At 71.3% G+C, this 25,610-nt stretch carries 25 protein-coding genes; 8 read left to right on the top strand and 17 right to left on the bottom strand.

Annotated features, from left to right (window positions below; genetic code table 11):
- Window positions 1-441: 441 nt before the first annotated feature.
- Window positions 442-1,773 (bottom strand): class I SAM-dependent RNA methyltransferase, encoded by a 1,332-nt coding sequence (locus ACGFYU_RS35915; RefSeq protein WP_393831505.1) that lies wholly within the window; start codon window positions 1,771-1,773, stop codon window positions 442-444.
- Between the two features lie 101 nt (window positions 1,774-1,874).
- Entirely contained in the window at window positions 1,875-3,929 is a 2,055-nt protein-coding gene (locus ACGFYU_RS35910; protein WP_393831504.1) for an APC family permease, read from the bottom strand.
- Window positions 3,930-4,160: 231 nt separating this feature from the next.
- On the opposite strand from ACGFYU_RS35910, the gene ACGFYU_RS35905 reads away from it, so the two are divergent.
- Together ACGFYU_RS35905 and ACGFYU_RS35900 are read left to right on the top strand one after the other, a co-directional pair.
- Window positions 4,161-4,829 carry a potassium channel family protein gene (locus tag ACGFYU_RS35905; protein ID WP_393831503.1) on the top strand — a complete coding sequence of 223 codons (669 nt, stop codon included), beginning with the start codon at window positions 4,161-4,163 and terminating at the stop codon, window positions 4,827-4,829.
- Window positions 4,826-5,488, top strand: a complete 663-nt coding sequence (locus tag ACGFYU_RS35900; protein ID WP_328928088.1) for a TrkA family potassium uptake protein — start codon at window positions 4,826-4,828, stop codon at window positions 5,486-5,488. Before ACGFYU_RS35905 ends, ACGFYU_RS35900 begins: the two co-directional genes overlap by 4 nt.
- Window positions 5,489-5,675: 187 nt before the next feature.
- Here the strand turns inward: ACGFYU_RS35900 and ACGFYU_RS35895 are convergent, their stop codons facing one another.
- From ACGFYU_RS35895 to ACGFYU_RS35865, 7 genes are all read right to left on the bottom strand, one after another.
- On the bottom strand, window positions 5,676-6,392 hold the full coding sequence (locus tag ACGFYU_RS35895; protein ID WP_393831502.1) for a DUF3159 domain-containing protein: 717 nt from the start codon (window positions 6,390-6,392) through the stop codon (window positions 5,676-5,678).
- Between the two features lie 3 nt (window positions 6,393-6,395).
- Window positions 6,396-6,815 (bottom strand): OB-fold nucleic acid binding domain-containing protein, encoded by a 420-nt coding sequence (locus ACGFYU_RS35890; protein ID WP_393831501.1) that lies wholly within the window; start codon window positions 6,813-6,815, stop codon window positions 6,396-6,398.
- Between the two features lie 25 nt (window positions 6,816-6,840).
- Window positions 6,841-7,527, bottom strand: coding sequence for a response regulator (locus ACGFYU_RS35885; RefSeq protein WP_393831500.1), 687 nt, complete (start codon window positions 7,525-7,527; stop codon window positions 6,841-6,843).
- Window positions 7,524-10,142, bottom strand: a complete 2,619-nt coding sequence (locus ACGFYU_RS35880; RefSeq protein ID WP_393831499.1) for a DUF4118 domain-containing protein — start codon at window positions 10,140-10,142, stop codon at window positions 7,524-7,526. Before ACGFYU_RS35880 ends, ACGFYU_RS35885 begins: the two co-directional genes overlap by 4 nt.
- Window positions 10,143-10,317: 175 nt before the next feature.
- On the bottom strand, window positions 10,318-11,088 hold the full coding sequence (locus ACGFYU_RS35875) for a DUF3710 domain-containing protein (RefSeq protein ID WP_393831498.1): 771 nt from the start codon (window positions 11,086-11,088) through the stop codon (window positions 10,318-10,320).
- A gap of 1 nt (window position 11,089) precedes the next feature.
- Complete coding sequence (dut, locus tag ACGFYU_RS35870) at window positions 11,090-11,626, bottom strand: dUTP diphosphatase (protein WP_393831497.1); 537 nt, start codon at window positions 11,624-11,626, stop codon at window positions 11,090-11,092.
- The gene (locus ACGFYU_RS35865; protein WP_393831496.1) at window positions 11,626-12,210 is read right to left on the bottom strand and encodes a PaaI family thioesterase; all 585 of its coding nucleotides are present in this window, start codon (window positions 12,208-12,210) and stop codon (window positions 11,626-11,628) included. Before ACGFYU_RS35865 ends, dut begins: the two co-directional genes overlap by 1 nt.
- Before the next feature lie 58 nt (window positions 12,211-12,268).
- Between ACGFYU_RS35865 and ACGFYU_RS35860 the strand changes: the two genes are divergently transcribed.
- Window positions 12,269-12,733 (top strand): DUF3093 domain-containing protein, encoded by a 465-nt coding sequence (locus ACGFYU_RS35860; RefSeq protein ID WP_393831495.1) that lies wholly within the window; start codon window positions 12,269-12,271, stop codon window positions 12,731-12,733.
- A 25-nt stretch (window positions 12,734-12,758) separates the two neighbouring features.
- Here ACGFYU_RS35860 and ACGFYU_RS35855 read toward each other — a convergent pair whose 3' ends face one another.
- From ACGFYU_RS35855 to ACGFYU_RS35840, 4 genes are all read right to left on the bottom strand, one after another.
- Window positions 12,759-13,679 (bottom strand): hypothetical protein, encoded by a 921-nt coding sequence (locus tag ACGFYU_RS35855; RefSeq protein WP_393831494.1) that lies wholly within the window; start codon window positions 13,677-13,679, stop codon window positions 12,759-12,761.
- Between the two features lie 12 nt (window positions 13,680-13,691).
- A complete protein-coding gene (locus ACGFYU_RS35850) occupies window positions 13,692-13,988 on the bottom strand; it encodes a DUF4193 domain-containing protein (protein WP_030008769.1) in 297 nt (98 codons plus the stop codon).
- A gap of 381 nt (window positions 13,989-14,369) precedes the next feature.
- Window positions 14,370-15,614, bottom strand: coding sequence for a sensor histidine kinase (locus ACGFYU_RS35845; RefSeq protein ID WP_393831493.1), 1,245 nt, complete (start codon window positions 15,612-15,614; stop codon window positions 14,370-14,372).
- A gap of 5 nt (window positions 15,615-15,619) precedes the next feature.
- Entirely contained in the window at window positions 15,620-16,273 is a 654-nt protein-coding gene (locus ACGFYU_RS35840; protein WP_030036265.1) for a response regulator transcription factor, read from the bottom strand.
- Between the two features lie 246 nt (window positions 16,274-16,519).
- Here ACGFYU_RS35840 and ACGFYU_RS35835 point away from each other — a divergent pair, with 246 nt between their 5' ends.
- Window positions 16,520-16,684, top strand: coding sequence for a hypothetical protein (locus tag ACGFYU_RS35835; protein ID WP_393831492.1), 165 nt, complete (start codon window positions 16,520-16,522; stop codon window positions 16,682-16,684).
- 60 nt (window positions 16,685-16,744) lie between these two features.
- Here ACGFYU_RS35835 and ACGFYU_RS35830 read toward each other — a convergent pair whose 3' ends face one another.
- The gene (locus ACGFYU_RS35830) at window positions 16,745-17,548 is read right to left on the bottom strand and encodes an inositol monophosphatase family protein (protein WP_393831491.1); all 804 of its coding nucleotides are present in this window, start codon (window positions 17,546-17,548) and stop codon (window positions 16,745-16,747) included.
- Window positions 17,549-17,563: 15 nt separating this feature from the next.
- Window positions 17,564-18,709, bottom strand: a complete 1,146-nt coding sequence (locus ACGFYU_RS35825; RefSeq protein ID WP_393831490.1) for a ferrochelatase — start codon at window positions 18,707-18,709, stop codon at window positions 17,564-17,566.
- Window positions 18,710-18,877: 168 nt separating this feature from the next.
- Between ACGFYU_RS35825 and ACGFYU_RS35820 the strand changes: the two genes are divergently transcribed.
- A complete protein-coding gene (locus tag ACGFYU_RS35820) occupies window positions 18,878-20,131 on the top strand; it encodes an MFS transporter (RefSeq protein WP_393831489.1) in 1,254 nt (417 codons plus the stop codon).
- Complete coding sequence (locus ACGFYU_RS35815; RefSeq protein WP_393831488.1) at window positions 20,082-21,410, top strand: D-arabinono-1,4-lactone oxidase; 1,329 nt, start codon at window positions 20,082-20,084, stop codon at window positions 21,408-21,410. Before ACGFYU_RS35820 ends, ACGFYU_RS35815 begins: the two co-directional genes overlap by 50 nt.
- Window positions 21,411-21,420: 10 nt before the next feature.
- Here the strand turns inward: ACGFYU_RS35815 and ACGFYU_RS35810 are convergent, their stop codons facing one another.
- Window positions 21,421-22,158, bottom strand: coding sequence for a hypothetical protein (locus ACGFYU_RS35810; RefSeq protein ID WP_393831487.1), 738 nt, complete (start codon window positions 22,156-22,158; stop codon window positions 21,421-21,423).
- A 527-nt stretch (window positions 22,159-22,685) separates the two neighbouring features.
- Between ACGFYU_RS35810 and sepH the strand changes: the two genes are divergently transcribed.
- Window positions 22,686-23,702 (top strand): septation protein SepH, encoded by a 1,017-nt coding sequence (gene sepH, locus ACGFYU_RS35805; RefSeq protein ID WP_393831486.1) that lies wholly within the window; start codon window positions 22,686-22,688, stop codon window positions 23,700-23,702.
- A gap of 28 nt (window positions 23,703-23,730) precedes the next feature.
- Here sepH and ACGFYU_RS35800 read toward each other — a convergent pair whose 3' ends face one another.
- Window positions 23,731-24,576 (bottom strand): sulfurtransferase, encoded by an 846-nt coding sequence (locus ACGFYU_RS35800; RefSeq protein WP_393831485.1) that lies wholly within the window; start codon window positions 24,574-24,576, stop codon window positions 23,731-23,733.
- Between the two features lie 177 nt (window positions 24,577-24,753).
- Between ACGFYU_RS35800 and ACGFYU_RS35795 the strand changes: the two genes are divergently transcribed.
- Window positions 24,754-25,557, top strand: a complete 804-nt coding sequence (locus ACGFYU_RS35795) for a VOC family protein (RefSeq protein WP_393831484.1) — start codon at window positions 24,754-24,756, stop codon at window positions 25,555-25,557.
- The last annotated feature ends 53 nt before the right edge of the window (window positions 25,558-25,610 follow it).

Genomic DNA, 25,610 nt, shown 5'->3' with positions numbered 1-25,610 from the left:
TCAAGGAGTATTCACCCACAGCCGATGCACGCGGGAGCACCAGGACGGCGCACATCCCAGCCAAGATCAGCTACACCACTCCACGGGACACCATCAGTGCCCCCGTCCCGACCGCCATCGGCGAGGCTCACCGCTGCCCGTACATGGTCTGCGGAGGAGATCGGAGAGGCGGCAGACCCTACGGCCTCCGCTACAGAGCGTGAGAACGGAAAGAGCTCGGCCAACGCCGCCCCGGGACACCCCTCAGCCCTTCACGGCGCACAGAAGCCGCCTCCCCATACAGCTGTGCTGCCACGCCGGAGAGGCGGCATCCCGTCGCTGATGCACCGTCAGAAAATAGGCCGGGCGAGCGTCAAACGAGCGTCACGAGCGTCAGATCAGCGTCAAGATAACGCCCGTAACGCTCATTGCGCACATAATGCACATCGGCAAAGTCGCTGGTCAGGAGCTTTTCACGGCCGGTTCAAGGATCGCCACGCACTCCACGTGGTGGGTCATCGGGAACAGGTCGAAGACGCGCAGGGTGCGGACCTTGTAGCCGTTCTCCTTGAAGTAGCCCAGGTCGCGGGCGAGGGCCGCCGGGTCGCAGGCCACGTAGGCGATGCGGCGGGCGGAGAGGCCCGCGATGTGGCGGACCGTCTGCTTGCCGGCGCCCGCGCGGGGCGGGTCCAGGACGACCAGGTCGCATTCGGTGATGCCGGTCTTCGGGAGGACCGTCTCGACCTTGCCCTGCTCGATGCGTACGCGGGGGAAGTCCGCCAGGTTGTGGCGGGCGTCTTCGACAGCGCGCTTCGTCGACTCGATGCCGAGGACAGCGCCCGTTTCGCCGAGGCGCTCCGCCAGGGCGCCCGCGAAGATGCCGACGCCGCAGTAGAGGTCGAGGGCCATCTCGCCCTTGCGCGGCATCAGGCCCTGCATGACCGCCTTGATCAGGGTGTCGGCGGCCTGCGGGTGGACCTGCCAGAAGCCGCCCATGCCGACCCGGTAGGTGCGGCCGTCCGCGCGCTCGCGGACGAAGGGGCGGCCGTGGACGCGGTGGACCCCGCCGTCCTTCTCCTCGACCCGGAGGACCGAGACCGGCTTGTCCAGCTCGACGAGGGGGAGGCGGCCGCCGGGGCGGGGGGTGAGGACGACCTGGCGGTCCTGGGAGCCGGTCGCGGCGATCGCCTCGACCGTGGCCATCTGGGGCCAGTCCTGCTGTTCGATGCCCAGCTCGCTGACGCCCGGGGCCGCGATCATGCAGTGGTCGATCAGTTCGATGTCGTGCGAGCGGTGCTTGCGGAGGCCCGCGCGACCGGTCTCGTCGATCGCGTACTGGACGCGGGTGCGCCACTGCGGGACCTGGCCCGCCGGCAGCTTGTCACCCTCGGCCGGCATGACGGTGCCGTCCCAGCCGGCCTCCTCCGGGGTGAGCCCGGCGAGCCGCTTCAGCTGCTCGGCGACGACCTCGCCCTTGAGCCGGCGCTGGGCGCCGGGCTTGGCGTGCTGCCAGTCGCAGCCGCCGCACTTGCCGGGACCGGCGTACGGGCACGGGGCCTCGACGCGGTCCTTGGAGGCCGTGAGGACCGTGATCGCGTCGGCGCGCAGGTAGCGGGAGTCCACGTCGCCCTCGGTGACCTTCGCGATCACCTTCTCCCCCGGGAGGGTGTGGCGGACGAACAGCACCCGGCCGTCGGCGGTCCGGGCGATGCAGTGACCGCCGTGTGCCACGGGGCCGACCTCGACCTCGTACTCCTCCCCGACCAGTGACTGCTTCTCGTTCTGCTCGGTCATGGTGGGGAGACTCCAAGTGGAATGGGAAAGAAAGATTGAACGGCCGGACAGCCGACCCACCAGTTTACGTGGATCTCGTCCGGCCGTTCACCAGCAGGTGGTCAGCCCTTCGCGGCGGGGTCCTTGGGGGCGCGCGGGGTGTTCACGGGACCACGGCGCACCGCGCCCGGGGCGTTCCACTCCTGGCGCTTCTTGGCCCGCTTCTTCGCGATCTCCGAGGACTCCAGCTGGTAGGGCACCGAGGTGACCATCACACCGGGGGTGAAGAGCAGCCGGCCCTTGAGGCGCAGCGCGCTCTGGTTGTGCAGGACGTGCTCGTACCAGCGTCCGACGACGTACTCGGGGATGTAGACGCTGACCGCGTCGCGCGGGTTCTCGCTGCGCAGGCCCTTGACGTACTCCACCACCGGGCGGGTGATCTCGCGGTAGGGCGAGTCGAGGATCTTGAGCGGGACGTTGATCCCGCGCCGCTCCCACTCGTCCTTGAGGGCCTTGGTCTCCACCGGGTCAACGCTGATGCTCAGCGCCTCCAGGGTGTCCGAGCGGGTCAGCTTGGCGAAGGCCAGGGCCCGCAGGGTGGGCTTGTGGACCTTGGAGACCAGGACGATGGAGTGGACCCGCGAGGGGCGGATGCTGTCCTCGGAGGGGCCCTCGGCGGCGGCGATCTCGGAGGCGACCCGGTCGTAGTGCTTCCGGATCGCGGTCATCGTGCCGTAGAAGATCACCATGCCGAGCAGGGCGACCCACGCGCCGTGCGTGAACTTGGTGGCGAGGACGACGACCAGGACCAGGCCGGTGAAGAAGGCGCCGAAGGCGTTGATGGCCCGCGAGCGGAACATCTTGCGGCGCACCGCCTGGTCCTGCTCGGTCTTCAGGTGCCGGTTCCAGTGCCGGACCATGCCGATCTGGCTCAGGGTGAAGGAGACGAAGACGCCGACGATGTAGAGCTGGATCAGCTTGGTCGAGTCCGCGTCGTAGATCCAGACGAGCAGGATGGCCGCGCCCGCCAGCAGCACGATGCCGTTGGAGAAGGCGAGGCGGTCGCCGCGGGTGTGCAGCTGGCGCGGCAGGTAGCGGTCCTGGGCCAGGATCGAGCCGAGCAGCGGGAAGCCGTTGTACGCCGTGTTGGCGGCCAGGAACAGGACGAGCGCGGTGGCGGTCGCCAGGACCACGAAGAGGAAGCTGCCGTTGCCGAAGACGGCCTCGGCGACCTGCGAGATCACGGGGTTCTGGACGTATCCGTCACCGACCGGGGTGCCGTTCTGCAGCAGGTCGGTGGCCGGCTTCTCGGCCATCCGCACGTTGGTGGCCATGGCCAGGCCGATGATGCCGCAGAACATGGTGACGGCCAAGCCGCCCATGAGGGCGAGGGTGGTCGCCGCGTTCTTGCTCTTGGGCTTGCGGAACGCGGGGACGCCGTTGCTGATCGCCTCGACGCCGGTGAGTGCGGCACAGCCCGAGGAGAACGCCCTGAGCAGCAGGAAGACCAGCGCGAAGCCGGCCAGTCCCTGGTGTTCGGCCTTGATCTCCAAATCGGCCGTGGGGGCCTTCATGGTGTCGTCGAGGACGATTCCCCGCCACGCACCCCAGGCGATCATGATGAACACGCCCGCGACGAACACGTACGTCGGAATGGCGAAGAGTTTTCCGGACTCCTTCACGCCGCGCAGATTCATCAGCGTGAGGAGAAGGATCATGACGATGGCCGAGAGCACCTTGTGCTCCACGACGAAGTCCACGGCCGAGCCGAGATTCTCGACTCCCGAGGCGATCGAGACCGCGACGGTCAGGACGTAGTCGACGAGCAGGGCGCTCGCCACGGTGAGACCGGCCTTTGGCCCGAGGTTGGTGTTGGCGACCTCGTAGTCGCCGCCGCCGCTCGGATAGGCGTGGACGTTCTGCCGGTAGGAGGCCACCACGGTGAACATCAGCACGACGACCGCGACGGCGATCCATGGGCTGAAGTGGTACGCCGACACACCCGCGATCGAAAGGACCAGCAGGACCTCGCCGGGGGCATATGCCACGGAGGAGAGCGGGTCGGAGGCGAAGACGGGGAGGGCGATCCGCTTGGGGAGGAGTGTTTCTCCGAGGCGGTCGCTGCGCAGCGCCCGGCCGATCAGGATCCGTTTGGGCACGTCGGTCAGTTTGGACACGCAGAGGATCGTATGCGGTCGAAATCAGGCTGACGAACCCCCCACCCCTTCACACTGCAATCCCGCCGCAATTCCTCCCCGACTAGACCCCGACTGGACCCCGACTGCACCACAAGAGGTCACACTGGTGACCGCCCGTGTGTAGCTTGGGCCATGGTCTGAGACCCTGTTAAGCCAGAGCATGCAATGAGGCTGGGAACCAGCGAGCCGCTGACAGCCGGAAGGACGGCCGTGCACATCGTCATCATGGGCTGCGGAAGAGTGGGCTCAGCCCTCGCCCAGACCCTGGAACAGCAGGGGCATACAGTCGCCGTCGTCGACCAGGACCCCACCGCGTTCCGGCGGCTGGGAGCCGGATTCGGCGGGCGCCGCGTCACCGGGGTCGGCTTCGACCAGGACACCCTCCGGGAAGCCGGGATCGAGGACGCGGGCGCCTTCGCCGCCGTCAGCAGCGGTGACAATTCCAACATCATCGCCGCCCGGGTGGCCCGCGAGATGTTCGGAGTCGAGAACGTCGCCGCCCGCATCTACGACCCCAAGCGCGCCGAGGTCTACCAGCGCCTCGGCATCCCGACAGTCGCCACCGTACGGTGGACCGCCGACCAGATGCTGCGCCGGCTCCTGCCCTCGGGCGCCGAGCCGCTGTGGCGCGACCCGAGCGGCGGCGTCCAGCTCGCCGAGGTGCACACCTCCGCCGCCTGGATCGGGCACAAGGTCAGCAAGCTCCAGGAGGAGACGGGCGTCCGGGTCGCCTTCCTCACCCGCTTGGGCGAGGCCATGCTGCCCACGTCGTCGACGGTCCTCCAGGAGGGCGACCTCGTCCACGTGATGATGCGCACGGACGAGATCGACAAGGTGGAAGCGGCCTTCGCCGAGGGGCCCGAGGAGGCACACGCATGAGAGTCGCGATCGCCGGGGCAGGCGCGGTGGGACGTTCCATCGCGGGCGAGCTGCTCGAGAACGGCCACGAGGTGCTCCTGGTCGACAAGGCCCCGACCGCCATCTCGGTGGAGCGGGTGCCGCAGGCCGAGTGGCTGCTGGCCGACGCCTGCGAGATCACCTCGCTGGACGAGGCGGCGCTGCAGCGCTGCAACGTGGTCATCGCGGCCACGGGCGACGACAAGGTCAACCTGGTCGTCTCCCTGCTGGCCAAGACCGAGTACGGCGTCCCGCGCGTCGTCGCCCGGGTCAACAACCCGAAGAACGAGTGGCTCTTCAACGAGTCCTGGGGCGTCGACGTCGCCGTCTCCACGCCGCGCCTGATGTCGGCCCTGGTCGAGGAGGCCGTCAGCGTCGGCGACCTGGTACGGCTGCTGCGCTTCAGCCACGGCGACGCCAACCTGGTCGAGCTGACGCTCCCGGCGGACTCCTCGGTCGCCGGCACCCAGATCAGCGAGATCACCTGGCCCGAGGACACCTCCCTGGTCACCATCATCCGCGGCAACCGGGTCCTGACCCCGCACGCGGAGGAGACCCTGGAGCCGGGCGACGAGCTCCTCTTCGTGGCCGCCCAGGCCCGCGAGGAACAACTGGAGGACCTCCTCCAGGCCCGGAGGTAGCCGCTGGCCCTGCGGGCACGCTCGGCGGGGCCCGCTCGCCAGGCGCGGCGCCGCTGCCGGGGGCTCTGCCCCCGGTCCCCCGCGCCTCAAACGCCGGCGAGGCTGAAATTGCCGGCGGCGCCGCATCTGCGAAACACGAAGGGGCGGGGGTGACCAGTTGGTCACCCCCGCCCCTTCGTCGCTCCGGTCAGGACTTCCGCTCCCCGGCGGCCGCCTCCTTCGCCTCCCACTCCGCGATCACATCGATCGGCGGCGGGGCCTTCGCCAGGAACACCCACGTGAAGTACACCGCCAGCACCATCGGCGGCAGCTTCAGCGCGATCAGCACCCAGCCCAGCTGCGCCGCGTCCCCCCACCAGTACAGCGGGAAGATGATCGCGTACTTGGCGAGGAAGATCAGCCCCCACGCGAGGCTGGCCTTCACGTACGCCTTCTTGCGCCCCGGGTTGCGCGTGCGCCAGGACAGGTTCTCCTTGAACACCGGCCCGAGGATCACACCCAGCAGCGGGAAGCCCACCAGCGCCGAGACCGTGAAGGCCACGCCCAGGCAGACCCCGTAGATCATGCCCGGCAGGTAGAAGCCCTTCGGATCGCCCGTGAACAGGGCGAAGGCCACACCCAGGCCCACGCCGAAGACCCCGCTGAAGGCGTGCTTCACCGTGTCCCTGCGCAGCAGCCGGACGATCACCAGCAGTACGGCGACCGCGCCCGCGGCGATGGCGGAGAGCTTCACGTCCTTGTTGATCGTGTAGATCATGACGAAGAGCAGTCCGGGGAGCATCGTCTCCACGGTGCCCCGGACGCCGCCGAACGCGTCGAACAGCGCCGCCTGCGTCACCGCCTTCTGGTCTTCAGGAGGCGCGGCGGCGGATTCTGGGGTGTTCGGTCTGTCGAGTGACGTCACCGGTCAATGCTCCTGTCCGAGCGGGCGGAGTTCGTACTTCGGGTTGAAGAGCACCCGACGGCCGTGGGTCAGGGAGATGCGCCCCGAGGCGATCATGCGGCGACCGGGCTCGATTCCCACGATCGAGCGACGCCCGAGCCACACCACGTCCAGCGCGGCGGAGCCGTCGAACAGCTCCGCCTCCAGCGCGGGCACGCCCGCACGCGGCCGCAGGGTCACGGTACGCAGGGTCCCGGTCACCTTGACTATCTGGCGGTCGTGGCAGTCGCAGATCCGCGTACACCCCGCGGCTTCTGCGTCCTCCTGCAGCTCCGCCGAATGCAGCTCCTCCTGCGAGGTGGACAGCCGCTCGATCATCCGGCGGAACCGGCCCGCCGGCCGGGCCGGCTTGGCGGGCTTTTCGGGACGCGGTTCAGCACTCATAACAAGAAGCGTACCGGCGCGCCCCCTACCTCTCGAAGCGGTATCCCATGCCCGGTTCGGTGATGAAGTGCCGCGGATGCGACGGGTCCGCCTCCAGCTTGCGGCGCAGCTGCGCCATGTAGACCCGCAGGTAGTTGGTCTCGGTGCCGTACGAGGGCCCCCACACCTCCTGGAGCAGCTGCTTCTGGCTGACCAGCTTGCCGCCGTTGCGGACCAGGACCTCCAGGAGGTGCCACTCGGTGGGCGTGAGCCGTACGTCGCGCCCCTCGCGCACGGCCTTCTTGGCGGCCAGGTCCACGGAGAAGTCCTCGGTCTCCACGATCACCTCGCCGTCGCCCGAGCCGGCGGACGGCTCGGCCCGGCGGACGGCGGCGCGCATCCGGGCCAGCAGCTCGTCCATGCCGAAGGGCTTGGTGACGTAGTCGTCGGCGCCCGCGTCCAGGGCCTCGACCTTCTCGTCGGAGGTGTGGCGGGCGGAGAGGACGAGGATCGGCACCCTGGTCCAGCCGCGCAGGCCCTTGATCACCTCGATGCCGTCCATGTCGGGCAGGCCCAGGTCGAGGAGGACCACGTCGGGGTGGCGGGCGGCGGCCAGCTCCAGGGCGCTCGCTCCGTCGGCGGCCGCGTCGACCTCGTACTTGCGTGCCTTCAGATTGATCACGAGGGCTCGGACGATCTGCGGCTCGTCTTCCACCACGAGCACCCGGGTCATTGAGGTCCTGCCTTCTGTCGTATCCGGTCAAGATCGAAATCTACGGGTTCTCCCGCGGTGTCGGCGGTGCCGCGGCCCTCGCCGTCCACCACGACGGGGGGCGGCGGCCCGCCCCCGGTCCCCGCGCGCAGGGTGAGGACCATGGTCAGCCCGCCGCCGGGCGTGTCCTCGGCGGCCAGGGTGCCGTCCATGGCCTCGGCGAAGCCGCGGGCCACCGCGAGCCCGAGGCCCACCCCGGCTCCGCGCGGCGCGTCCCCGTGCCGCTGGAAGGGGGCGAAGATCCGCTCCTTGGCCTCGTCGGGCACGCCCGGCCCGCGGTCGACGACGCGCACCTCGACCCGGTCCCCGAGGAAGCTGGCCGCGACCAGCACCCGCTCCCCCGGCGGGCTGTACTTGACGGCGTTCTCCACCACGTTGGCCACGGTGCGCTCCAGCAGCCCGGGGTCCACCGACACCATCGGCAGCGACTCGGGCACGTCCATCGCCACGCTGTCCTCCGGTACGCCGCCCAGCGCCATCGGGATCACCTCGTCGAGGTCGATCTCGCGGATCAGCGGGGTGACGGTTCCGGTCTGGAGCCGGGACATGTCCAGCAGGTTGCCGACCAGGTGGTCGAGGCGGTCGGCGCCGTCCTCGATGCCTTCGAGCAGCTCGGCCCGGTCCTCCTCGGACCAGTCCACGTCGTCGGAGCGCAGGGAGCTGACGGAGGCCTTGATGGAGGCCAGCGGCGTACGCAGGTCATGGCTGACGGCGGCCAGCAGCGCGGTCCGGATCCGGTTGCCCTCGGCCATCCGGCGGGCCTCCTCGGCCTCCCCGACCAGCCGCTGCCGGTCCAGGACCACGGCGGCCTGGGCGGCGAAGGCGCCGAGCACCCGGCGGTCCTCCGCGGGCAGCACGCGCCCGGAGAGGGCGAGCGCCATGTGGTCCCCGATCGGCATGTCCACGTCGGCGTCCTCGGGCCGGCCGACGGGCCGGGGGCCGGCGCTGCCCGCCGGTTTCCAGGGCTCGACGTCGCTCGCGCGCTCCAGCAGGGCCACGGACTCCATGGCGAAGGTCTCCCGCACCCGCTCCAGCAGCGCGTCCAGCGTGGTCTCCCCGCGCAGCACGCTGCCCGCCAGGAAGGACAGGATCTCGGACTCGGCCCGCAGCCGCGCGGCCTGGTGGGTGCGCCGGGCTGCCAGGTCCACCACCGAGGCCACGGAGACCGCCACCCAGAAGAAGATCGCGATGGCGACGATGTTCTTGGGGTCGGAGATGGTGAACCGGTGCAGCGGCGGGGCGAAGAAGTAGTTCAGCAGCAGTGAGCCGAAGGCCGCGGAGGCCAGGGCCGGCCAGAGTCCGCCGAGCAGCGCGGCCGCCACGGTCAGCGCCAGGAAGAGCAGCATGTCGTTGGCGAGGCCGGGATCCGCGTCGATGTGCGTGAGCAGCAGGCACAGCAGCACCGGGAAGAGCACGCCCACCAGCCAGCCGGCCACGATCCGGGGCCGTCCGAGCCGGGCCGCCGAGCGGACGACGGGCAGGCCGCGCCCGCGGGCCACCTCCTCATGCGTGACGATGTGGACGTCGAGGTCGGGTCCGGAGTCGCGGGCCACGGTGGCGCCGACCCCGGGGCCGAAGACGTACTGCCAGGCCTTGCGGCGGCTGGAGCCGAGCACGATCTGGGTGGCGTTGACCCCGCGGGCGAACTCCAGCAGGGCGTCGGGGACGTTGTCGCCGATCACATGGTGAAACGTTCCTCCTAGGTCTTCGACCAGGGTCCGCTGGATCGCGAGCTCCTTCGGCGAGGCCGCGGTCAGGCCGTCGCTGCGTGTGATGTAGACGGCCAGGATCTCGCTGCCCGAGCCCTTGGCCGCCATTCGGGAGGCGCGCCGGATGAGCGTGCGCCCCTCCGGCCCGCCGGTGAGCCCGACGACGATCCGCTCCCGGGCCTGCCAGGTGGAGCGGATGCCGTGCTCCCCGCGGTACTGCTGGAGGTACTCGTCCGCGCGGTCGGCCACCCACAGCAGCGCGAGCTCGCGCAGGGCGGTGAGGTTGCCGGGGCGGAAGTAGTTCGACAGGGCCGCGTCGACCTTGTCGGGCTTGTATATGTTCCCGTGCGCCATCCGCCGGCGCAGCGCCTGCGGGGACATGTCGACCAGCTCGATCTGGTCGGCCCGCCGCACCACCTCGTCCGGCACGGTCTCCCGCTGCCGCACGCCGGTGATCGACTCGACCACGTCCCCGAGGGACTCCAGGTGCTGGATGTTGACGGTGGAGACGACGTCGATGCCGGCCTGGAGCAGCTCCTCCACGTCCTGCCAGCGCTTGGTGTTGCGGGAGCCGGGCACGTTGGTGTGCGCGAGCTCGTCCACGAGCGCGATCGCGGGTCTGCGGGCGAGCACCGCGTCCACGTCCAGCTCGGTGAAGACCGCGCCGCGGTACGCCAGCTCCCGGCGCTCCACCTGTTCCAGTCCGTGCAGCATGACCTCGGTGCGCGGCCGCCCGTGGTGCTCGACGAAGCCGACGACGCAGTCGGCGCCCCGCTCCACCCTGCGGTGGCCCTCGGAGAGCATCGCGTAGGTCTTGCCCACACCGGGTGCCGCGCCGAGATAGATCCTTAGCTTGCCGCGTCCCATGCGCCCATTCTCGGGGACGTTTGTCCCCTGCACGCACCGATGGGGGCCCGCACGGAGATCCCTAGCGCATCCCTGACGCGGCCGCGCGAAAGCCGGTGGGCCCCACCCCTCGAAGGAGTGGGGCCCACCGGCCGAAAACGTGACGACACCCCTGTGCGAGGGTGCCGGACCGGGGTCAGCGCACCTCGGTGATCTCCGGGCCGCGCTCCAGCTGGCCCATGCCGCCGCCGAAGCGGGAGCCTTCGTGCTCCTCCGTCTGCACGCCGTCCGGCACCATCTGGGCGTCGTTCGGCAACTTCAGGACGATCGGGTCGCGGGGGGCCATCGGGCCGTCGCCGCGGACCACGACGGTGTCGCGGAGGATCTGCTCCAGGACACCCGCCGACTCGGGGCGCACCGCGCCCTGGCCGGAGATGACCCCGCGCAGGAACCAGCGCGGACCGTCGACGCCGACGAAGCGGACCAGCTGCGCGCCGGTCTGCCCGTCCGGGAGCGGTACGGGCACCTGCGCGCGCAGCTCCCAGCCCAGCGGGCCCTCGACCTCGTCGATGATGCCGCCCTGCTGGGTGATGCCCGAGGCGATCTCCTCGCGGACCTCGCCCCAGATGCCCTCCTTGCGGGGCGCGGCGAAGGCCTGCAGCTGCACGGCGCTGTCGCCCAGGACGACGGTCGCGGCGACGATGGCGTCACCGGCGACCTCGACCCGCAGCTCCATGCCCTCGACACCCGGTACGAGGATGCCGCCCAGGTCGACCCGGCCGTCGGCCGGGTTGCCGAGCACCTCGGTGACGTCCCACGGGCCGTCGGGCCGCGGGGCCGGAGGCAGGTTCACGCGGCGCGGCTGCTCCTCGGCACCGTCGAGCTCGTCGGCGCCGGCGCCGTCAACGACCTGCTCGGCCGCGCCGCCGTCCTTGGCGGAGTCGTTCTTCTTGCGACGTCCGAACACGTCACTGTCCTTCCCGGTCGGTTACGACCGAAGCGTAGCCATTCCCACCCTGCTGACCAGCGCCTGATCCGGCCACGGCCGCATGACCGCCGGTGGAGCCGAAACCCCCGTCGGCCCGGGCCGAGCCGGGAAGTTCCGCCACCTCGTGGAAGCGCACCTTCTCGACCCGCTGGACAACCAGCTGGGCAATGCGGTCGAAACGCTCGAACCGGACGCTCTCGCGAGGGTCGAGATTGACCACGATCACCTTGATCTCCCCACGGTACCCGGCATCCACCGTCCCCGGGGCATTCACGAGCGCGAGCCCGCAGCGGGCGGCCAGGCCCGAGCGCGGGTGCACGAAGGCGGCGTACCCGTCGGGCAGCGCGATGGACACGCCGGTGGGCAGCACGGCACGCTCGCCGGGCTGCAGTTCGGCGGCCTGCGTGGTGACCAGGTCGCAGCCGGCGTCGCCGGGGTGACCGTAAGCGGGGATGGGCACCTCGGGGTCGAGGCGGCGGATCAGCACGTCCACCGGGGCGTGGTTGTTCAAAGCCATCAGGGGTTCACCTCGAAGGCGCGTGCGCGCCTGACCTGGTCCGGGTCGGCCATCGCCGCCTGGATCTCCTCGGGCCGACCGTTGTCGATGAAGTGGTCGACCTTCACCTCGATGAAGAGCGCGTCCGCCCGCACGGCGACGGGGCCGTCGGGCCCGCCTATGCGGCCGACGGCGGTGGAGTAGATCTTGCGCCCGGCGACGGCGGTGACCTCGGCCTCCAGGTACAGCACCGTGTCCACGGGGACGGGCCGCAGGAAGTCGGTCTCCAGCCGTCCCGTCACGGCGATGACGCGCAGCAGCCAGTTCAGCGAGCCGAGCGTCTCGTCGAGCGCGGTGGCCAGCACGCCGCCGTGTGCGAGGCCGGGTGCGCCCTGGTGCGCGGGCTTGACGGTGAACTCGGCCGTGATGCGCACACCGTCCCCCGCCCGGGCCTCCAGCTGGAGCCCGTGCGCCTGTCCCCCGCCACAGCCGAAGCAGTGCTCGTAGTGCGCGCCGAGGAGCTCGCCGGGTGCCGGCGCATCGGGGTGCCGGACCGGCGCGGTGGCATCGGCCGGGGGCGTCAACGCTGTGTTTCGTCCACTCACAGGCGCAGACCTTACCCGCGCGGCTACCCGCCGGTCGCCTCGTGGCAGGCTTGAGCGCATGCAGCTCTCCCCCGCGCACCACGACGAACGTCTGACCGCACCCCGCTCCTGGTGGGGCATCGCCGTACTCATCGGTCTCGCGTGCGCGCTGATGCTGCTGCCGCTGGGCACGCTGCCGCTGCTGGCCGGCCTCGTCGGCGGCACCGCGCTGGCGGGGCTGCTGGTGAGCTCGTACGGCTCCGCGCGCGTGCGCGTGGTGAACGGCGCGCTGGCGGCCGGGGACGCCCGGATCCCGGTGACGGCCCTGGGCGAGCCCGAGGTCCTGGACGCGGAGGAGTCGCGCGCCTGGCGCACGTACAAGGCCGACACCCGCGCCTTCATGCTGATGCGCGGCTACGTTCCGACTGCCGTCCGCATCGAGATCACCGACCCCTCGGACCCGACCCCGTACGTATACGTGTCCACCCGCGAGCCCGAGTCCCTGGCGGCAGCGGTACGCGCTGCGCGCACCCCCACGGCCTGACCGTCCCGCCCCGCGGCAGACGGCCTCAGCCGTGCGAGCGAGGGTCCAACCCCTCAAGGGCGCGCCTGGTGGCCTCGGGAAGGGGCTTGGAGGGCCGCTCAAGGGCCGGCTGCGCCGGAAGGGCATCCCACGCCACCGCCCGCCCCCGCAGGTCACCACGCACCTTCTCGGCGAGTTTCCGGGTGTCCCGGCGGTTCATGACCGCCCCCACGGCCGCGCCCACCATGAACGGCATCAGGTTGGGCAGGTTGCGGAACATCCGCTTCATGATCTGTTGGCGCAGTTCGCGCTTCATCTGACCGCCGAGCGCCGCGTTCAGCGTCGTCGGCTTGGTCAGGTCCACCCCGCGTTCCTCGGTCCACGCGGTGAGGTAGGAGAGGCTGCGCTCCCGGAGGGTGCCGGGCGGGCGCAGTCCGTAGACCTCGTGGAGCTCGGCGATGAGCTTCAGCTCGATCGCCGCGACCCCGGTGATCTCCGCGGCCAGCTCCGCCGGCATCGCGGGCGGGACGGGCAGCATGGCCGCCGCTCCGATGCCCGCACCGACGGCGGACGTGGCGTTCGCGGCGCCCGTGATCAGCTTGTCGGCCAGCTGATCGGGGCCCAGGCCCGGGAACTGCGCGCGCAGCGTCGCGAGGTCCCGAACGGGAACGCGTGGTGCGTTCTCGATGATCCTGTCGGTGATGTACAGGGCGGCGTCCCTGACGCTTCCGCCGCCCTTGCGTACACCGTTCTTGACGGCTTGCAGCCGACGAGTCCCGGACCGCTGCCGGGACGCCTCGTCGGCTTCTGTGGAGGGCACGGCACTCTCCTCGATGGCGGGGTCGCCGGGGGCTCCAGGACCCGTTGCCGGGTCCGTGGTTCCCGCCTGCGCCTCCGCCGGGTCACCCGATGTCCGGAAGCGACGCTTCCGACCGTGCTTCCGAAAAAAGGGTGTCGAGCCAGCCACGGCCGACGCCTCTCAGTCGCAGTCGCGGCAGATCGGCTGACCGTTCTTCTCGCGTGCCAGCTGGCTGCGGTGGTGCACCAGGAAGCAGCTCATGCAGGTGAACTCGTCGGCCTGCTTGGGCAGGACCCGAACGGCCAGCTCCTCGTTGGAGAGGTCCGCGCCGGGCAGCTCCATGCTCTCGACCGAGTCGAATTCGTCCATGTCCGCGGACGAGGTGGACTTCTCGTTACGCCGGGCCTTCAGCTCTTCGATGCTGTCGTTGTCGACGTCGTCGTCCGTCTTGCGTGGGGTGTCGTAGTCCGTTGCCATTGTTCGCTCTCCCCCTCTGGGTGTTAGCGGTGTCTCAGCGCACGTAACGCGCGAGAGGCCGGACTTGTGCCCGACCTGAGGCGGAGATTTTGCCTCACATCAAGGTCTGTTACTCAATCGACACCCAGCCGCACGCCTGAAGGAGCGATTGGCTGGGATGACGACCGGGACCGTACACGGTCCGGGGGCCGTCTTGCACAAACGCCACCCCGTGTATTTCCCGCCATCAGGGGGGCCGGAAACCCGGACTTCCCGGGCGTTCCGGCCGCCCAGGGTCACTGAACGCACATGCACCGACACTCGACACTGTGATCGATCACACAGATCCGACTGCCTTCACAGGGCAAGTATTCAGCCAAGAGCGAACACGGGGCGAGGGACTCACAAAGGAAGAGTGACACGCATCACGAGGCCACCGCCTTCCCGGGGGATCGCCTGGATCCTGCCGCCGTGTGCGCGGGCCACGGAGCGCGCGATGGAGAGGCCGAGCCCGACACCCTTGTCGCTGCCCGTTCGCTCCGTACGCAGCCGTCTGAAGGGCTCGAAGAGGTTGTCCACCTCGTACGCGGGAACGACGGGACCCGTGTTCGACACCAGGAGCACCGCCTGTCCGTGCTGGACCTCGGTGGTGACCTCCACCCAGCCGTCCTCCGGCACGTTGTACCGGACGGCGTTCTGCACCAGGTTGAGGGCGATCCGCTCCAGCAGCACGCCATTGCCCTGGACCACGGCGAGCCCGCGCTCGCCGCGGATCTCCACGCCCTTCGCCTCGGCCTCGGCCCGCGCCTGGTCGACGGCGCGCGAGGCGACCTCCGCCAGGTCCACGGGCTTGCGCTCGATGATCTGGTTGTCGCTGCGGGCCAGCAGCAGCAGGCCCTCGACCAGCTGCTCGCTGCGCTCGTTCGTGGCCAGCAGGGTCTTCCCGAGCTGCTGGAGCTCTACGGGAGCACCCGGATCGGAGAGGTGCACCTCCAGCAGGGTCCGGTTGATCGCGAGCGGCGTCCGCAGCTCGTGCGAGGCGTTCGCCACGAATCTCTGCTGTGCGGTGAAGGCCCGTTCCAGCCGGTCGAGCATCTCGTCGAACGTGTCGGCGAGCTCCTTGAGCTCGTCGTCCGGCCCGTCCAGCTCGATCCGCCGCGTCAGGTCGGAGCCGACCACCCGGCGGGCGGTACGGGTGATCCTGCCCAGCGGCGAGAGCACCCGGCCGGCCATCGCGTAGCCGAAGGCGAAGGCGATGATGCTCAGGCCCAGCAGGGCCATCAGCGACCGGCTCAGCAGATCGTCCAGGGAGTGCCGACGCTGTTCGGCCATGCACTGGCTGATCGCCGCGTTGAACTGCGAGGGCGACTGGTTGATGGTGGCGACGCCGGGGCAGGTGGTGCTGGTGACCTGGGCGTTCCCGCTGACGATCTCGTACGGCATCGCGTTGCCCTCCCGCAGGGCCTGCGCCGCCAGGAGGTAGATGATCGACAGCAGCAGAATGCCGGCGATCAGGAACATGCCGCCGTACAGGAGCGTGAGGCGTATGCGGATGGTCGGCCGCAGCCAAGGGAAAGGACCCTCGGGCTGGCCGGGGTCCCAGGTCGGTTTCGGTGGCGCCGGAGGTGGTGCCGGAGTCGTTGCCACCCGCGTCAGATCCGGTACCCGGAACCAGGCACGGTCACGATGACCGGCGGCTCCCCCAGCTTGCGCCGCAGGGTCATGACCGTCACCCGCACCACGTTCGTGAAGGGATCGGTGTTCTCGTCCCATGCCTTCTCCAGCAGCTGCTCGGCGGAAACGACGGTCCCCTCGCTCCGCATGAGGACCTCCAGCACCGCGAACTCCTTGGGCGCCAGCTGCACCTCCCTGCCCTCGCGGAACACCTCGCGCCGGTTCGGGTCCAGCTTGATGCCGGCCCGCTCCAGCACGGGCGGCAGCGCCACCGTGGTGCGCCGCCCGAGCGCCCGCACGCGGGCGGTCAGCTCGGTGAAGGCGAACGGCTTGGGCAGGTAGTCGTCCGCGCCCAGCTCCAGCCCCTCCACGCGGTCGCTGACGTCGCCGGAGGCGGTCAGCATCAGCACGCGGGTGGGCATGCCGAGCTCGACGATCTTCCGGCAGACGTCGTCACCGTGCACGAGCGGGAGGTCCCGGTCGAGGACGACCACGTCGTAGTCGTTCACCCCGACGCGCTCCAGGGCGGCCGCGCCGTCGTACACGACGTCCACCGCCATGGCCTCCCGGCGCAGTCCGGTGGCCACCGCATCGGCGAGCAGCTGCTCGTCCTCGACGACGAGTACGCGCACGTCGTTTCCTTCCTCCGAGCCCGTCAGGGCACACGTGTGTTGCGTCGTCCATCCTGCCCGTTTCGGCCGTAAACCGGCTGTAAGACGTCGCTCGCAGGGGTCTGGCGGGACGGAAGTGAGGATTCCCTGGCCTTCCGAGGTTTCTGGGCCCAGGGTGCCGGGGAGGACGTCAGAACACCCCATCCACTCCCTGACGGCGGTCTGCCACGTGCCGCCGCCGACCCACGAAGAGGGGGCGAACCCATCATGGACGCATTCACCGCGGGTCTCCTGCAGCGCATCAGGGCCACGCAGTCGGACCTCAGGCAGGCCCGCGAATCGGGCGACGACTTCCTCGCGGAAGTGGAACAGGCGGAGCTGGAAGACCTCCAGCGCCTCGCCGCCGAACACGGGGTCCCCGTGTCCGCCTGACCCGACCTCCACCCGAACCCCGGTCGCCCCACGGGCGACCGGGGTTCCGTCATGTCACGGTCAGTCGTGCCAGGCCCCGGCCTCGTCCAGCAGCGGCTGCAGCGAGGCGAACACCGCGGGGGTGGCCGCGAGCACCAGCTCACCCGACGCCCGCTCACCCGGCCGACCGCCGGTCACGGCCCCGGCCTCCCGGGCGATCAGCTCACCGGCCGCCAGGTCCCAGGGATTCAGCCCGCGCTCGTAGTACGCGTCCAGCCGTCCGGCAGCCACATCGCACAGGTCCAGCGCCGCCGACCCGCCCCGCCTGATGTCCCGCACCAGCGGAATGATCCGCTGCGCGACATCGGCCTGACGGGCCCGCCGTGCCTGGACGTACGCGAAGCCGGTCCCGACCAGCGCCTGGTCCAGCGGCGCCGCCGCCCGGCAGGCGAGCCGCGCCGTCCCCAGCCACGCCCCGCCCCCGAGCACGGCGTGGTACGTCTCCCCGCGCATCGGCGCCGCCACGATCCCGACCACGGTCTCGCCCCGGTACTCGGCCGCGATGGACACCCCCCAGCTCGGCAGCCCGTAGAGGTAGTTCACGGTGCCGTCCAGCGGGTCGACGACCCACCGCACCCCGCTGCTGCCCGGGCTGTCCGCGCCCTCCTCGCCGAGCAGCCCGTCCTCGGGCCTCCGCTCCGCGAGGATGCCCGTGATCAGCTTCTCCGCCGCGATGTCCATCTCGGTCACCACGTCGATCGGGCTGCTCTTGGTGGCGGCCACCGCCAGATCGGCCGGCCGGCCGTCCCGCAGCAGCTCGCCGGCCCGCCGCGCGGCCTCCAGGCCCACGTCCAGCAGTTCGGCCTTCAGCTCTTCGGAGATCACGGTCCCCGCCCCTCCCTACGCGTACGGACTGTCCACGCCCGCGGCCGCCGGCCGGGGCTCCCGCGCCGGGCAGCAGCCCACCGCGCACAGGTCGTGGCTCTGGCCCAGCGTGCCCACCCAGCACTCCTCGGGCCGCTCCCCGCGCTCCTTGGCGGCGCGCTCCAGCACCAGCTCCCGTACGGCCTCGGCGAACCGCGGATCGGCGCCGACGGTCGCGGAGCGCTCGACCGGCAGGCCCAGCTCGGCGGCCTTGGCGGTGGCCTCGGTGTCGAGGTCGTACAGGACCTCCATGTGGTCCGAGACGAAGCCGATGGGCACCATGACGGCGGCGGACGCCCCGGCCTCGTGCAGGGCCTCCAGGTGGTCGCAGATGTCCGGCTCCAGCCACGGGATGTGCGGGGCGCCGCTGCGGGACTGGTAGACGAGCTTCCAGGGGTGCTGGACGCCGGTCCGCACGGCCACCTCGTCCGCGATCACCCGGGCCACGTCCAGGTGCTGCTTGACGTACGCCCCGCCCTCACCGTGCTCCTCGACCGGCCCCGAGGTGTCGGCGGCGGAGTTCGGGATGGAGTGCGTGGTGAAGGCGAGGTGCGCGCCGGCGCGCACCTCCTCGGGCAGCGCGGCGAGCGAGTCGACCACGCCGTCGATCATGGGCTCCACGAAGCCGGGGTGGTTGAAGTAGTGCCGCAGCTTGTCGACCCGCGGCAGCTCCACGCCCTCCTCCGCCAGGGTGGCCAGCGCGTCGGCGAGGTTCTCGCGGTACTGCCGGCAGCCCGAGTACGAGGCGTAGGCGCTGGTCGCGAGCACCGCGATCCGGCGGCGCCCGTCGGCCGCCATCTCCCGCATCACGTCGGTCAGGTAGGGCGCCCAGTTCCGGTTGCCCCAGTAGACCGGCAGGTCCAGGCCGTGCTCGGAGAAGTCCTTGCGCAGCGCGTCCAGCAGCTCGCGGTTCTGCGCGTTGATCGGGCTGACCCCGCCGAAGCCGAAGTAGTGCTGTCCGACCTCCTTGAGCCGCTCGCGCGGGATGCCGCGCCCGCGCGTGACGTTCTCCAGGAACGGCACGACGTCGTCGGGTCCCTCGGGGCCGCCGAAGGAGAGCAGCAGCAGGGCGTCGTAGGGGGCGGCGGGCCCGTCGGGGGGCGTAAGGAGCTGGTCTGACATGCATCGAATCCTGCCACCCGGCCCGCTCCTGCGGGAACCGGCCCGGCCGTGAGGCCGCGCGCGCCACAGGTAAGGTGAGCCTAAGTTCCGGTCTGCGGAATCCCGTGCGAGGCCGTGTCGGCAGTCGTAACCTGTACGGGCCGATGTCGTCCCTTACGGAGAGCCCCCTTGCCCAGTCCCTACCGCGCGATATTCGAGGCCCCCGGCACCAAGGGGTTCAGCGCCGCCGGCCTGATAGGCCGCCTGCCGATATCCATGGTCGGCGTCGGCATCCTCACGATGATCTCCGAGATCACCGGCCGCTACGCGATGGCGAGCGCCCTCACCGGCACCCTCGCGCTGGCCGCCGCGGTGATCGGCCCCCAGGTCTCCCGCCTGGTGGACCAGTACGGCCAGCGGCGCGTGCTGCGCCCCGCCACGGTGATCTCCGTGGCCTCGATCGCCGTCCTCCTCGCCGCCGCCGCCAACGGGTGGCCCGACTGGACGCTCTTCGTCTGCGCCGCCGTCGCGGGCTGCGTGCCCAGCGTCGGCTCGATGGTCCGCGCCCGGTGGACCGTGATCTACCGGGACACCCCCCATCTGCACACCGCGTACTCCTTCGAGTCCGTGATCGACGAGGTCTGCTTCATCTTCGGCCCGATCCTCGCCATCACCCTGTCCACCGCCTGGTTCCCCGAGGCGGGCCCGCTGATCGCGGCCCTCTGCCTGCTGGTCGGCGTGTGGACGCTGACCGCGCAGCGCGCCACCGAGCCGGAGCCGCATCCGCGCGACCAGCAGGCCGACCGGACCTCGGCGCTGCGCTCACCCGGCCTCCAGGTGCTGACCGCCACGTTCGTGGCCACCGGCGCGATCTTCGGGTCCATCGACGCGGCGACCCTGGCCTTCTCCGACGAACAGGGCCACAAGAACCTTTCCGGGGTCATCCTGGCGATCTGGGCCTTCGGCTCCTGCCTCGCCGGCATCGTCTTCGGTCTGCTGCACCTCAAGGGCAGGACCGAACGCAGATGGGTACTGGGCGTCTGTGCGATGGCCGTGAGTATGATCCCCCTCCTACTGGCCGGGAACCTTCCGATTCTGGCCGTGGCGCTCTTCGTCTCGGGCCTCGCCATCGCTCCCACGATGATCACCACGATGGCCCTGATCGAGGCGCACGTACCACGCGCGAAGCTGACCGAGGGCATGACCTGGATCAGCACCGGCCTCGCGGTCGGCGTCGCGATCGGCTCCTCGGTGACCGGCCTGGTCATCGACGCCGCCGGGGCGCGCAGCGGGTACGTCGTCGCGATCTCGTCGGGGGCGGCCGCGGCGGCGGTTGCGTTCGCGGGTTACCGCCGGCTGACGAGGCCGGCGCAAGGGGAGGAGCCAGCAACTGATGGGGACGGCGACAGCAGGGAAGAGCACCGCACCGACCGCGTGGCGTAACTGGGCGGGCAACGTCACCGCCACGCCCGTCCGCACGGTGACCCCGACCTCGGTCGGGGAGCTTCAGGAGGCGGTCCGCCGGGCCGCCGAGCAGGGCCTGCGGGTGAAGGCGGTCGGCACCGGCCACTCCTTCACGGCGGCCGCCGCGACCGACGGCGTGCTCGTACGCCCGCAGGCACTGGCCGGGATCCGGTCCATCGACCGGGCCGCCGGCACGGTCACGGTGGCGGCGGGCACGGTCCTCAAGGACCTGAACGTGGCCCTGGCCCGGGAGGGCCTGTCGCTCACGAACATGGGCGACATCATGGAGCAGACCGTCTCTGGTGCCGCCAGCACGGGCACCCACGGCACCGGCCGCGACTCGGCCTCCATAGCCGCCCAGATCCGCGCCCTGGAGCTGGTCACGGCCGACGGCCAGGTGCTGACGTGCTCGGAGAAGGAGAATCCCGAGGTCTTCGCGGCGGCCCGGGTGGGCATCGGCGCGCTCGGCATCGTCACCTCCCTCACCTTCGCCGTCGAGCCGGTCTTCTTCCTGACCGCCCGTGAGGAGCCCATGGCCTTCGACCGGGTGACGGCGGAGTTCGAGCAGCACTTCGCGGAGAACGAGCACTTCGAGTTCTACTGGTTCCCGCACACCGGCAACTGCAACACCAAGCGCAACAACCGCAGCCAGGGCCCCGCCGCCCCGCCCGGACCGGTCAGCGCCTGGATCGAGGACGAGCTCCTGTCCAACGGGCTCTTCCAGGCGGTCAACTCGCTGGGCCGCGCGGTCCCCGCCACCATCCCCTCCATAGCCCGCGTGGCCAGCCGCGCCCTCTCGGCGCGCACCTACACGGACATCCCGTACAAGGTGTTCACCAGCCCGCGCCGGGTGCGGTTCGTGGAGATGGAGTACGCACTCCCGCGCGAGCGGGTGGTCGGGGCGCTGCGGGAGCTGCGCGCGATGGTCGACCGCTCCCGGCTGCGGATCAGCTTCCCGGTGGAGGTGCGGACGGCTCCGGCGGACGACATCGCGCTGTCGACGGCCTCGGGGCGCGAGACGGCGTACGTCGCGGTGCACATGTACAAGGGCACCCCGTACCAGGCGTACTTCACCGCGGCCGAGCGCATCTTCACCGAGCTGGGCGGCCGGCCGCACTGGGGCAAGGTGCACACGCGGGACGCGGAGTACTTCGCGCAGGTCTACCCACGCTTCGCCGAGTTCACCGCGCTCCGGGACCGGCTGGACCCGGACCGGGTGTTCGGCAACGACTACCTGCGGCGCGTCCTGGGCGACTGACCCGACCGGTTCAGGGGCTGTTCTGCGGCGTCGGCCGGTCCGTGCTCGGGGTGGGTGTCGGCGTGGGCGTGGGCGTCGGGGTCCGCTTCGACGGGGAAGGGCTGGGCGACGGGTCCCCGGAGTCCGAGGGGCTCGGGTCGGGGCTCGGGCTCCGGCCGCCGCCGCTCGGTGAGCCCGAGGGGTCCGGGGAGGTTCCGGACCCCGGGGTCTTCCCGTCCCTCCTCTCGCCGGTCTCCGACTCGTTTCCGGACGGGGCGGGCTCGTCATGGCTCACCTTGCGGGTGCCGACGGAGAAGATGGTCCCGCCGCCCTTGCTGACCGAGGTGTCGGCGATCGCCTCGTACGTCCCCAGAGCACCCAGGGCGATGGCGAAGGCGGCCCCCGCGGCGAGCGCGGTCCGCTTCCAGCCCCGTACGCGGGTGCCGTGGACGGTGGCCTCGCCGAACTCCCCGTCGGACGACGACTCCCCCGACGGGGGGACCGGGACCTGGCGGGCCTTCGGCCGGGCCGTCTCGCGCAGCTGGTCGCCGGTGCGCCGGAAGAGGTGCTGGATGACGGGTCCGCCCGCGGTGGCGACGACGCTGACCACACCGGCGCCCAGGATGGTCCCGTAGACGCCCATCTTCGAGGCGAGGAGGGCGGCCGCGACGGTCGCGAGGGAGCTGCCGGCCACCTGAGTCGCGCTCAGGTCGAGCTTCTTCTTCTCCGGTTCGGCCCCGTCCGCCGGGTGCTTCGCCTTCTGACCCATCGCCATCCCCTGTGTGTCCTGCCTCTCGCGCACCTGACGCTTCTGCAGTTACTGACACCTGAGCGAAACGGATAGTTCCGCTTCTGGGGATTCTGTGAAGCAAGACACCATGAATCGGGCACGGGTGCTGGTGGGCCCCGTCGGAGGGCAGCCCAACTCCCGCCGTCCGGGAGAACTTCGGCGGCGCGGCGGTCCACCCAGGTGGCCCGAATGGAGTACTGTGGCGAGCCCTGGGGCCGTCCTTCCTTTCGGATGTCCGGACTCGGGAGAGGGGGCCGGCGGATGGAAAACGGCACTCAAAGACCGGTGATGCCGCGGTATCGCACGGGCTCCTGCTGCGCACAGTAACCACTCGGTCACTGAGCGTGCCCAACAGGTAACCGTGCCATAACGGCGATCAAGGGCGCATGCCCGACACGCCGGTTTAACTCGGCAAGGTTGTGGCAGGCTGCACCCGGGCAGGCCACACTCGACTAGCGGAAGCAGCGACGCACGTGACGTCGGCAGGCACCACCCGGGAGGTCCCCATGCCCGAACTGCGTGTCGTGGCCGTCTCAAATGACGGCACACGACTGGTGCTCAAGGCTGGGGACAGCACGGAGTACACGCTTCCGATCGACGAGCGGCTGCGCGCTGCCGTGCGCAACGACCGCGCGCGCCTGAACCAGATCGAGATCGAGGTGGAGAGCCACCTCCGCCCCCGCGACATCCAGGCCCGCATACGGGCCGGTGCCTCCGCGGAGGAGGTCGCTCAGCTCGCCGGCATCCCCGTCGACCGCGTACGCCGCTTTGAGGGCCCCGTGCTCGCCGAGCGCGCGTTCATGGCCGAGCGGGCCCGCAAGACCCCCGTCCGCCGGCCCGGCGAGAACACCGGGCCGCAGCTCGGCGAGGCCGTGCAGGAGCGGCTGACGCTGCGCGGCGCCGAGAAGGAATCCGTCCTGTGGGACTCCTGGCGCCGCGACGACGGGACCTGGGAGGTCCTGCTCGTCTACCGGGTCGCGGGCGAGCCGCACTCGGCGAGCTGGACGTACGACCCGCCGCGCCGGCTGGTCGTGGCCGTGGACGACGAGGCCCGCTCCCTGATCGGCGAGGCGGACGACCTGCCCGCCACGCCGGAACCGAGCTTCCCCTTCGTGCCGAGGATCGCGCGGCTGCCACGCGACCGGCCGCTGGACCGCGCCCTCGACCGCCAGTTGGAGCGGCCCGCGCCGCCCCCGCCGGAGCCGGAGGAGGAACGGGACACCCTGACCAGCCTGCTGGAGGCGGTCCCGAGCTTCCGCGGCGACATGGTGGTCCCGGACCGGACCGAACCCCCGGCCGAGGAAGCCGAGGTGGAGGAGCCGCCGGCCCCGGCCGCCTCGGCGGGCGCGGGCTCCGCGTACGCCGACGTCCTGATGCCGCGCACCGTCGCGGGGCACCGCGACCGCCTGACGGGCACCACCGACCGGCAGGCCGAGGCGGACGGGGTCCGCCCGGGCCGCCGCGCGGCGGTGCCGAGCTGGGACGAGATCGTCTTCGGCACCCGCCGCAAGAAGCAGGAATAGCCCCGGCCCGGGGCACCGGCTCCCGCCGCTACTGCGGCAGCGGGCCCGTGGCCACCGGGCGGTCCGGGTCGGAGGACCACTCCGACCAGCTGCCCGCGTAGAGGTCGGAGGCGATGCCCGCCACCTCCAGGGCCAGCACCTCGTGCGCGCCGGAGACGCCCGACCCGCAGTAGACCCCCACCGGGGTACCGTCCGACACGCCGAGCCCGGCGAAGCGCTCCCGCAGGACGTCCGCCGGCAGGAAGCGGCCGTCCGGGCCCACGTTCTCCGTGGTCGGTGCGGAGACCGCGCCCGGGATGTGGCCGCCGACCGGGTCGATCGGCTCGACCTCCCCGCGGTAGCGCTCCCCCGCCCGGGCGTCCAGCAGGACCCCGGCGCGGGCCCGCGCGGCGGCCCCGTCCGCGTCCAGCAGTCCGGCCGGCCCGGAAGTTGGCTTGAAATCGCCCTCCGCAGGAGTCACCCGCTCGGCCGACAGCTGACCCGCCTCGGCGGTCCACGCGGCCAGGCCGCCGTCCAGCACCCGCACGTCCGGGTGCCCCGTCCAGCGCAACAGCCACCACGCCCGGGCGGCCGCCCAGCCCTGGCCGCCGTCGTACACGACCACCGGCACGTCCGCCGAGACCCCGGCCCTCCTCATCACCGCACCGAAGGAGTCCGGGTCCGGCAGCGGGTGCCGTCCGCCCGACCCGGGCGGACCAGCCAGTTCACGGTCGAGGTCGACGTACACCGCGCCCACCAGGTGCCCGGCCTCGTACGCCGGCCGCTGGTCGGGGCCGCCGAGCTGCCAGCGGACGTCCAGCAGCACCGGCGGCCGGGAACCGGCCAGCTCGCTCTTCAGATCGGCGACGGAGAGGATCGCAGAATTCGCAGTCATGCCGGCCATCTTCCTCCCCGTCCCGCCGCCCGCGTAACAAGCCCGTCATCGGCGGGGCGCACCGATCCGGTCATCTCTGTCCCGGGCCCCTGCGATGCGGCCCGGTCGGGGCGCGCCGGGCCCTCCGGAGTGGAAGCATCAGCACCGGCAGGCGAGGCGACGGAGGAGACGGCTGACATGACCGAGGCAGCGGAAGCAACGCGGCGCACGCCCGGCACGCCCTGCTGGGTGAGCCTCATGGTGCACAGCCTCGGGACCACCGAGGACTTCTACGCGGATCTGTTCGGCTGGGAGTACGTACCGGGGCCCGCGCAGCTGGGCCCGTACGTCCGCGCCCTGCTGGACGGCCGCGAGGTGGCCGGCATCGGCGAGATGCCGCCGGACCGGCACCTTCCGGTCGCCTGGACCACGTACCTGGCCACGGACGACGCCGACGCCACGGCCGAGGCGGTCCGCTCGTGCGGCGGGACGGTCGCGGTGGGCCCGCTGGACGCCGGCATCGCGGGGCGGGTGGCGATCTGCTCCGACCCGCTGGGCGCGATCTTCGGGCTGTGGCAGGCGCAGAGCCACATGGGGACCCGGCTGCACGGCGCGCCGGGCACCCCGGTCTGGAACGAGCTGGTCACCCAGGACACCTCGACGGTCGGCAAGTTCTACCAGCACGTCTTCGGCCACGAGGCGGAGACCCACGCGACGGCCTCCGACGACTTCGACTATCTGACGCTCCGTCTGGAGGGCCGCCCGGTCGCGGCCGTCCACGGGGTCGGCCGCTCGCTGCCGCACGACCGGGGGCCGCACTGGATGACGTACTTCGAGGTCGAGAACACCGACGAGGCCGCCGGCCGGGTCACCGACCTGGGCGGACGGATCATCGAGCCGCCCCACGAGGGGCCCAGCGGCCGGGTGGCCACGGTCGCCGACCCGGAAGGGGCGGTCTTCAGCCTCGTACGTTCGCCCGGACGGGAGCCGGGCGGAGCGTGATGCCGTAGCGGTCGCGCGGCCGGCGCGGCTTGAAGGGCCGCCGCCCAATGCCC

This window comes from Streptomyces sp. NPDC048337 (assembly GCF_043201175.1).
GTDB lineage: Bacteria > Actinomycetota > Actinomycetes > Streptomycetales > Streptomycetaceae > Streptomyces.
This window is presented reverse-complemented; position numbering and strand designations above follow the sequence as displayed.

Coding starts and splice junctions, on each gene's coding strand:
- ACGFYU_RS35810 (WP_393831487.1), bottom strand. CDS start 22,158: ATGGGTCAGAAGGCGAAGCACCCGGCGGACGGGGCCGAACCGGAGAAG.
- ACGFYU_RS35880 (WP_393831499.1), bottom strand. CDS start 10,142: ATGGGACGCGGCAAGCTAAGGATCTATCTCGGCGCGGCACCCGGTGTG.
- ACGFYU_RS35860 (WP_393831495.1), top strand. CDS start 12,269: ATGCAGCTCTCCCCCGCGCACCACGACGAACGTCTGACCGCACCCCGC.
- ACGFYU_RS35825 (WP_393831490.1), bottom strand. CDS start 18,709: ATGTCAGACCAGCTCCTTACGCCCCCCGACGGGCCCGCCGCCCCCTAC.
- ACGFYU_RS35815 (WP_393831488.1), top strand. CDS start 20,082: ATGGGGACGGCGACAGCAGGGAAGAGCACCGCACCGACCGCGTGGCGT.
- ACGFYU_RS35795 (WP_393831484.1), top strand. CDS start 24,754: ATGACCGAGGCAGCGGAAGCAACGCGGCGCACGCCCGGCACGCCCTGC.
- ACGFYU_RS35900 (WP_328928088.1), top strand. CDS start 4,826: ATGAGAGTCGCGATCGCCGGGGCAGGCGCGGTGGGACGTTCCATCGCG.
- ACGFYU_RS35850 (WP_030008769.1), bottom strand. CDS start 13,988: ATGGCAACGGACTACGACACCCCACGCAAGACGGACGACGACGTCGAC.
- sepH (WP_393831486.1), top strand. CDS start 22,686: ATGCCCGAACTGCGTGTCGTGGCCGTCTCAAATGACGGCACACGACTG.
- dut (WP_393831497.1), bottom strand. CDS start 11,626: ATGGCTTTGAACAACCACGCCCCGGTGGACGTGCTGATCCGCCGCCTC.
- ACGFYU_RS35835 (WP_393831492.1), top strand. CDS start 16,520: ATGGACGCATTCACCGCGGGTCTCCTGCAGCGCATCAGGGCCACGCAG.
- ACGFYU_RS35915 (WP_393831505.1), bottom strand. CDS start 1,773: ATGACCGAGCAGAACGAGAAGCAGTCACTGGTCGGGGAGGAGTACGAG.
- ACGFYU_RS35890 (WP_393831501.1), bottom strand. CDS start 6,815: ATGAGTGCTGAACCGCGTCCCGAAAAGCCCGCCAAGCCGGCCCGGCCG.
- ACGFYU_RS35800 (WP_393831485.1), bottom strand. CDS start 24,576: ATGACTGCGAATTCTGCGATCCTCTCCGTCGCCGATCTGAAGAGCGAG.
- ACGFYU_RS35885 (WP_393831500.1), bottom strand. CDS start 7,527: ATGACCCGGGTGCTCGTGGTGGAAGACGAGCCGCAGATCGTCCGAGCC.